Genomic DNA, 7,603 nt, shown 5'->3' on the forward strand with positions numbered 1-7,603 from the left:
TACGACAACAGGTCAACTGAGCGAAATCGGCGCCTGAGAGACTGCTGTCCTGCTTTGGAATTGTGCAACAAGGCCTCTTGAAATAGATATGAAGGATATTTTTATACGTTTGACGGGCCAAGATCTTCGAATGGGCTCGTGTCAGATGAAAATATCGCCAGCGGAGTCTTTGATGAACCATTTGACTATCTTTGAAGATGTGGGTGCCTCAGAAACCTTGAAATTTAATCAAAAAACTTGCTATCACCCGGCGGCTCGATAAAATGTGCCGCGAATACCTTTAAGTAGAGGCGCGCTGCCTATGAGTAACCGAGCGGAGGGTGATGCCTGCGATGCTCGATGAAAGGAGTCGGCGCCGAAGTGACCAGGCCATCATACCGGGTTGCTGGTTCTGCATCTAATAGGTGCAGGACTGCCATAGTCATCCACTATGGAGCGCTACCTGAAGGGGCTGAGGAGTATACCCTCCCCATGGGTTTTGTTTCTTTGATCCTCTCGGTAGATCTCCACCTGTTGTCTTTAGGTGCAAAGAGATCATGGACATCGTTCATTACGCCGACTCCGGTTGGTCCGTCGTTCCCCCCCTGCTGGCCGTTGCGCTGGCGATCATCACCCGCCGCGTCCTGGTGTCGCTGGGGGTGGGCATAGTCGCAGGCAGCCTGCTGCTCAACCAGTTTTCTCCCCTTGCGTCCCTGCATTACATGCTCGATACCGTGCTCAGGATCTTCTGGGTCGACGGTGCGCTCAATCGTGACAACGTCAACATGATCCTCTTCATGTTGCTGCTGGGCGGCCTCATCAGCCTGATGAGCGTCTCCGGTGCGACCCGGGCGTTTGCCGAGTGGGCGGAGCGCCGCGCCAAGACCCGCAAGGGTGCCAAGTCCCTGACCGGTCTGATGGTGTTTGCCTTTTTCATCGACGACTTCTTCCACAGTCTGTCGGTGGGTGCCATCTGCCGTCCGGTGACCGATCGCTTCCAGATCTCCCGCGCCAAGCTGGCTTATCTGCTGGACTCCACCGCCGCGCCGGTCTGCGTGCTGATGCCGATCTCCTCCTGGGGGGCCTACATCATCGCCCTCGTCGGCGGCATCATGGCGGCTCATGGCCTGACCGATCAGAGCCCCATCTCCGCCTTCGTCGAAATGATCCCCATGAACCTCTATGCAGTGTTCACCCTGATCATGGTGCTGGTGGTGATCGCCTTCCAGCTCGACATAGGCCCCATGCGTCAGCATGAGCAGTGGGCATTGGAAGGCAAGCTGTGGGACGAGTCCAAGGGGCGCCCCATCGGGCTCGACATGGAGAGCCCGGAGGAGAGCAATGGCGGCATGATTGACATGGTGCTGCCCATCCTGACCCTGACCCTGGCCACCGTCTATTTCATGATTGACTCCGGGGCTGCGGTGCTGGCCGACAAGGGGCTGCCGTTCAGCGTGCTCGGCTCCTTCGAGAACACCAATGTCGGCTCCTCCCTGGTCTATGGCGCCCTGTGCAGCCTGGTGGTCTCCATCGGTCTGGCCATGCGCCTCAAGCTCGGGGCAAGCAACTGGATGAAGGCGGCTCCGCAGGGGATCATGGCCATGCTGCCCGCCATCAACATCCTGCTGTTCGCCTGGACCATCGGCGCCGTGGTGCGCGATGTGGAGACCGGTAAATACCTGGCCTCCCTGGCCAATGGCAATCTGCCGGTGGAAGTGCTGCCCGCCGTGGTCTTCGTGCTCTCCTGCGCCATGGCGTTTGCCACCGGCACCAGCTGGGGTACCTTCGGCATCATGCTGCCGCTCGCCGGCGACATGGCGGCCGCCAGCGACATCAGTCTGATGCTGCCCATGCTGGCCGCCGTACTGGCAGGGTCTGTGTTCGGGGATCACAGCTCCCCCATCTCCAGCACCAGCATCCTGTCTGCCACCGGGGCCGGTTGCCATCACATCGATCACGTGATGACCCAGCTGCCCTATGCCTTGGCCATCGCCTTTGGCGCGGCGCTCGGCTACCTGGTGATGGGGCTGATGCACTCCGCGCTGGCCGGTTTCACCGTGAGCGGGCTCTGGTTCCTGATCTTCTCCGGTTACCATTTGCGCAAAGCCCGGGCGTATAGCGCCGTGGCAGTCGCATAAGAGAACAAGGGGCCTGCGGGCCCCTTGGTTTTGGCAGGGGCTTTGGTTAGCATGCGCCCCATCACTCCCGTTTCGGAACCCCATCATGGCTTCACTGCACTACAAATTTGCCACCATGAACTCAGGCAAATCGACCCAGCTCATCCAGGCCCACTTCAACTATCTGGAGCGTGGTATGTATCCGCTGGCCATGACGCCCGCCATCGACGATCGCTTCGGTGCCGGCGTCATCAGTGCCAGGGTCGGTCTTGAGCTGAAAGTGGAGGTGTTCAGCGACAGCTGCGATCTCTTCGAGATGGTCAAGGCGCGCCACGCAAAGCGGCACATCGATGTCTTCATCGTTGACGAGGCGCAGTTCCTGACCCGTGAGCAGGTCTACCAGCTCGCCCGCATCGTCGACGAGCAGGACATTCCGGTGATCGCCTATGGTCTCAAGACCGATTTTCGCGGCGAACTGTTTCCCGGCTCCTACCACCTGCTCTGTCTGGCGGACAAGTTCGAGGAGTTAAAAAGCATCTGCTGGTGCGGCAACAAGGCCCACATGAACTCGCGGGTCAACGAGGCGGGGCAGGTGATGCGCGACGGTGAGCAGGTGGAGATCGGCGGCAACGATCGCTATGTGTCGCTCTGCCGCAAGCACTATCTGGAAGGACGGGCCTTCAAGTAACCCGTGGCTGGCTCGTGCAGCCTGGACACCAAAGAGGGCGCCCATCTGGCGCCCTCTTTGTCTGTGGGGGTCAGTCGATCTCGATGTCGACAGGGGCGATGATGGGGTCGGCCGCCGGGAGGCGGTGGAAGAGCTGGCGAAAATGCTGCTGTACCCGGCCTATGTCCACCAGGGACATGCCGGAGGCGAAGCCGAACCAGACGTAGAGCCCGGTGAGGTCGCGAAACATGGGAGGGAGGTAGCGGGGGGCGTCGATGAGCCCCTCCAGATAGTGCTGATAGAGCACGGGGATGTCGTCCAGGGTCACCTTGCCGACGAACAGCATGGGCAGGATCTCCGGCACCCCCTCCAGCACGGCGCTGCGAATGAAGTTCACCGTCTCCACATAGCCCTTCACATAGGAGAGATCCTTGGTAAAGCAGGCGCCCCCCTCGACCATGCCTCCGCGAAACACCCGCTGGGTGATCTTGTAGGCGTCGTGCTCGCTGGCCCCCTTGGCCACGAAGTGGCGGAACACCTCGATGAAATCGGCGCCACGCTCCGCCATGTCGATGGCCATGACCCGATCCGAGATGCGCTTGGCCCTGTCCGGGAAGGAGCTGAACGTGAGGGTCTCGATGAGTACTGCCAACCCCTCCTGACAGGCGGTGATGCGGGGCGAGCCGGCGCCGAGCCAGGTGGCGTAAGATTGCTGGCGGCCGTTGAGGGTGGTGCCGACGTGAACCCAGCCTTCGTGTACCTCCAGCACCTGCAGATCGAGCTCCGAGAAACGGGCGTGGGAGTTGAGCTTGATGTAATCCCCCCCGGCGGCGGCATCGGAGACGATGCCATCGCTGAGCTTGACCTGGACTGTGCCGTCGCTGAAGTAGCTCGACAGCTTGCCCTGCAGCCTCGCCACCGCGGCTTCCCCCTCGAACTCCTTGGGGTAGGGGCGCACCAGGTGGCGGGCGCCGGGCAGGGAGAAGATGTCGCACAATCTGGCCCCCAGCTCCTTCAGGGTCTTGCGATCCCCGCGCAGGTGATCGCTTGCCGAGCCGTAGAGCCGCTGACTGTAGCGCTGAAAGTCCGGCTGTCCGCGCTGGCGCAGCATCTCGATGACCACCATGTACTGATCCACCGTCTCTTGCAGGATCCGGCCGAGATCGTCCTGGGGGCCGAGGCGCCGGCGAATCCTGTCCCTCAGCTCCTTGAGCTCAAGGTACTTGTTGCGGGGATCGAACCCCAGGGGGAGGGATTCATAGAAGTGCCTGTCGATGGTGGGCAGTGCCTTGCCGCCACTTGCCAGAAAGTCGCTTTGCAGGTGACGGGGCCATTTGATGGCATCCAGGATGCGGATGGGTTTTTGCAGGGCGAGCAGTTCATCCGAGAGGGATTTGAGGTGCAGGCGATACTTTTCTTGGATGGTCATCGGGCTCTTTGGAGGCGAGTGCGCTACGAGAATGGCTGAGTATAGGCACAGGGCCTGTCAAAAAGAAGCGAGACGACGGGGATCCGGCCTGTGTGCTTTTGGTTGTCTGAAAATTGGTTTAGACTGCGCCCCTTGATCTCTACCGTGTCGTGAAAATGATGAATATCCCCAGCTCTGAAATGATAATGCGTTGGTTGCAACAGGCCCGGATCGAGCACTATGTGTGCGATCAGTGTCATGGCATCCACATGGTCTCCCTGCAGTCCGTCGAGGGCATCCAGGAGAGCCGGATCTTCGTGGAAGAGGAAGGGCTGCTGTTCTCATCCGAGCTGGAAGTGCGCCCCTCATCGCTGCTGCCCCTGGTGGCCGAACTGGGTCGTCTCAACATGCAATATCCGTCCCTCAAGGTGTTCCTCGACATCATCGATGACAACCTGCCACGCCTCGTTGTGGGTCACACCGTCTTTACCAAGGCGGGTCTCACCGTCGAGCAGTTCCTGCTGTTCGTTGAAAGCACCACGGCAGCCACCCATGAAGTGGTTTCCGAATGTGAACGCCTTGGCTTCCTCAATCTGCCGGAAATCCAGGTCGCACCGGAATCCGTTCACTGACCTCAGCACCTGAACTGTGCGTTTAATGTGCGAACGGTTCGCTGCGGCTAAAAAGCCGTTGACGGCGGCGGGGCTTTCCCCTAAATTACGCCCCGTTCCAGCGCAACGGCGCAGCGGACACCGTGTTGGCTGAACACGTTAAACAACAGACAAAAATTTGGTGTGGTATCCGAGAGGCTGCCCACCGACGAAGTCGGCAAGATGCACGCACAGCGCGCTCCGAAAGCCACTTCAAGCAGTAAAAATTTGGTGAGGTGTCCGAGTGGCTGAAGGAGCACGCCTGGAAAGTGTGTATACGGCAACGTATCGAGGGTTCGAATCCCTCCCTCACCGCCAAATATAACCCGTTGAATTTCAACGGGTTTTTTCATTTCTAGACTTACGTGATTTTTTTCCTGGATCAACTGGGTGGAACAATCATGTATCTGAGTAAAAATGCCTCCGGCACCTACTACACTCGGCTTCCCTTGCCCAAGAATTTGCGTGACCGAGGCTTGCCGTTTGCTATCCGCACTTCCCTCCTTACCAAAGAACGTCAAGTTGCCGTAGACCGTAATCTGGTGCTGGCGGCGCGTGTCCGCACCCTCATTGCGGCGACACCTGCCGATGCCACGACCCATAGTTTTCATGCCTGGATCAGAGCTGAGATCGATGCATTCAAAGCGGCGGGCTTTACCGTACCGCAATATCATGCTCTTTCTGTTGCGCTTTCGTCCGTTCCCCAGACCATCAAGCAACCCGTCGATACCTCTCCACCTACTACAGGGGTCCCCCTCAGACAGGCGCTGACGAAGTTTATTGAGAGTAAGGCCAGTGAGGGGATCCAGCATAAATCCGTCGGACAACTCCAACTGCGGGTTCAGGCGTTCGTCACTTGGGCCAAGGGGCACATGGTCGATGAGATAACGCCTGCCCTAGGGAAGGTGCGAATAAGTCATATGGCACGAGAGCATTTACTGGTAACCCATTGATATTAAATGACTAAAATTTTCATTTTTTGTTCGTGGGATACTTGTTCGCACTTTCCATAGTTCCGACGGAGCAGGTCGTAGATGTGATCTGTGATGTGTGTGGTGACAGCACGACAAAGACAATGGCACAGGAATACGGCACATTGTCAGCCCACTGGGGGTATGGCTCGGTACGGCACGATGGCGAGAGATACGAAGTGCATCTCTGTGAAGATTGTTTCTTTGAGACGCTCGCGTCTTTGCGTCAAAGCCATCGCTCGCAGAATATGTTTGAGGACGATTATGTGCCAGCCGACCCTGATCGTTTTGGTCGGGTGGAATGACGGATAAACAGTCAGGTGCTCGTAGTGGCGTCGTGAGCTGGGCCACTACAAAGCACCAGCCCGCTATGAAATTTGCAAATCTGCATTCTTGAGCTTAAAGACACAGCCTTGCCGGATCAGCTCCTCCCGGTTGGCGAGCACCAGTGGGTAGAGCAGGGGATTATTAGCATGTTCCCCGTTGTAGCTCACCTGCATCCGCTCCAGGGCGTAATGCATCAAGGGGACGCGCTGTTCTATCAGCAACTTGCCGTCGGTCATCGCATAGTCGCTGGCGATAATGGCCTGCTGTTCATCACCCAGACAGGGATTGCTGCCTGTCATCCTGCAAGGCGGCTTGTTTTGCAGGGCGTTATCTCCCATCCTGCGCCGCATTATCCCTTGCCTCGTAATCTCCCCTATGGAAACCATTACCCATCCCACCCTGGTACAACTGGTGGCGGCCGGTGCCGTCCGTGTCGTGGTCGCTGTCGGACAACCAGGCGGCTGGAGCCTGCTGGTGTGCTACGGTCTGGCCGCCCAGCGCAGCAAACAACTAAGAGTTTTTCGCAAGCTCGATACCTTGGTGCTCTACCTGCAGCAGATCGGGGTCAGCCGGTTCGAGGTTGATGCCAGTAGCTTCATGCTTGCACTACGACAGCGGTAACTTGTTACCTACGTCGAGACCCTCTATAATATAAACCAAAGGTTATATTTGGTGCGCTATGTGGACAGTAAAAACGACCTCTCTATTCGATGTCTGGTTTGATGAACAAGACGAGGCCACGCAGGAGAAGGTTTTGGCTGGGTTGCTTGCCTTGGCACAGGGCGGTCCATCAGTAGGGCGACCCTTAGTTGATACCATCAAGGGGTCTCGCTTTACGAACCTCAAAGAGCTGAGAGTTCAGCACCAGGGGGATCCGCTACGAGCGTTCTTTGCTTTTGATCCGTTGCGGCAAGCTATCGTGTTGTGTGCTGGAAATAAGGGCGGTAACGATAAGCGGTTTTACAAAGAGATGTTGCCGGTCGCTGAGGCGGAATACGCCAAGCACTTAACTGAGTTGGAGGTAGGGTAATGGGAAGAACACTGAATGAGATGCTGGCCTCCCGCTCGGTGGATAGTCAGCAGCGGATCCAGGAGATGGCTAACGAGCTGCTGCTGGAGGTACGCTTGCAAGCGCTGCGTGAAGAGTTGGAAGTGTCCCAGGTGGAGTTGGCCTCTGTCCTCGGGATCAGCCAACCGGCCGTTGTGGCGATGGAGCAGCGTGGGAATGATATCAAGCTATCCACCATGAAGCGTTACGTGGAAGCAATGGGTGGGAAGCTGCGTGTTGATGTTGAGCTTCCTACAGGGAGGCATGTCGGTTTCAACGTCTAAAGGAAGGCAAAAAAGCGCTTGCTTTTGAACGTCGACTCGCTGAATCACTACCAAGATCAGACGAGTTATTAGTGTTAAGGAAGGTGCGAATAAGCGGGGAAATTCTTCTCGGCTGACTCAGTCATTTCATTTTTTCAGTTTGAGCCGATCTT

General features: G+C 57.6%; 9 protein-coding genes, 1 tRNA gene and 1 riboswitch. Of the genes, 8 read left to right on the forward strand and 2 right to left on the reverse strand.

Translation table 11 applies throughout. The features are described from left to right. The first annotated feature begins 277 nt into the window (after positions 1-277). Positions 278-449, forward strand: a riboswitch (Lysine riboswitch). 87 nt (positions 450-536) lie between these two features. Together OKB81_RS18275 and OKB81_RS18280 are read left to right on the forward strand one after the other, a co-directional pair. Next, positions 537-2,117 (forward strand): Na+/H+ antiporter NhaC family protein, encoded by a 1,581-nt coding sequence (locus OKB81_RS18275; RefSeq protein WP_041211545.1) that lies wholly within the window; start codon positions 537-539, stop codon positions 2,115-2,117. Positions 2,118-2,202: 85 nt separating this feature from the next. Beyond that, on the forward strand, positions 2,203-2,784 hold the full coding sequence (locus OKB81_RS18280; RefSeq protein WP_010674989.1) for a thymidine kinase: 582 nt from the start codon (positions 2,203-2,205) through the stop codon (positions 2,782-2,784). Between the two features lie 70 nt (positions 2,785-2,854). On the opposite strand, the gene OKB81_RS18285 is transcribed toward OKB81_RS18280, so the two are convergent. Beyond that, positions 2,855-4,192, reverse strand: a complete 1,338-nt coding sequence (locus OKB81_RS18285) for a flavohemoglobin expression-modulating QEGLA motif protein (protein ID WP_160839249.1) — start codon at positions 4,190-4,192, stop codon at positions 2,855-2,857. Between the two features lie 155 nt (positions 4,193-4,347). On the opposite strand from OKB81_RS18285, the gene OKB81_RS18290 reads away from it, so the two are divergent. From OKB81_RS18290 to OKB81_RS18300, 3 genes are all read left to right on the forward strand, one after another. After that, the gene (locus OKB81_RS18290) at positions 4,348-4,803 is read left to right on the forward strand and encodes a YbjN domain-containing protein (protein WP_160839247.1); all 456 of its coding nucleotides are present in this window, start codon (positions 4,348-4,350) and stop codon (positions 4,801-4,803) included. Between the two features lie 248 nt (positions 4,804-5,051). Continuing rightward, positions 5,052-5,139 (forward strand) — tRNA-Ser (locus tag OKB81_RS18295). Between the two features lie 83 nt (positions 5,140-5,222). Then, complete coding sequence (locus OKB81_RS18300; protein WP_160839244.1) at positions 5,223-5,774, forward strand: hypothetical protein; 552 nt, start codon at positions 5,223-5,225, stop codon at positions 5,772-5,774. A 386-nt stretch (positions 5,775-6,160) separates the two neighbouring features. Here OKB81_RS18300 and OKB81_RS18305 read toward each other — a convergent pair whose 3' ends face one another. Next, positions 6,161-6,418 carry a hypothetical protein gene (locus OKB81_RS18305; protein WP_236303301.1) on the reverse strand — a complete coding sequence of 86 codons (258 nt, stop codon included), beginning with the start codon at positions 6,416-6,418 and terminating at the stop codon, positions 6,161-6,163. A gap of 76 nt (positions 6,419-6,494) precedes the next feature. On the opposite strand from OKB81_RS18305, the gene OKB81_RS18310 reads away from it, so the two are divergent. From OKB81_RS18310 to OKB81_RS18320, 3 genes are read left to right on the forward strand one after another with little or no spacing between them, the layout of a single operon-like run. Beyond that, positions 6,495-6,740: a hypothetical protein gene (locus OKB81_RS18310; RefSeq protein ID WP_160839242.1), complete on the forward strand. Its 246-nt coding sequence runs from the start codon at positions 6,495-6,497 to the stop codon at positions 6,738-6,740. A gap of 58 nt (positions 6,741-6,798) precedes the next feature. Beyond that, on the forward strand, positions 6,799-7,149 hold the full coding sequence (locus OKB81_RS18315) for a type II toxin-antitoxin system RelE/ParE family toxin (protein ID WP_024943279.1): 351 nt from the start codon (positions 6,799-6,801) through the stop codon (positions 7,147-7,149). Next, positions 7,149-7,451 carry a helix-turn-helix domain-containing protein gene (locus OKB81_RS18320; RefSeq protein ID WP_042648333.1) on the forward strand — a complete coding sequence of 101 codons (303 nt, stop codon included), beginning with the start codon at positions 7,149-7,151 and terminating at the stop codon, positions 7,449-7,451. Before OKB81_RS18315 ends, OKB81_RS18320 begins: the two co-directional genes overlap by 1 nt. The last annotated feature ends 152 nt before the right edge of the window (positions 7,452-7,603 follow it).

This window comes from Aeromonas sp. QDB56 (assembly GCF_027705505.1).
Classification (GTDB): domain Bacteria; phylum Pseudomonadota; class Gammaproteobacteria; order Enterobacterales; family Aeromonadaceae; genus Aeromonas; species Aeromonas caviae.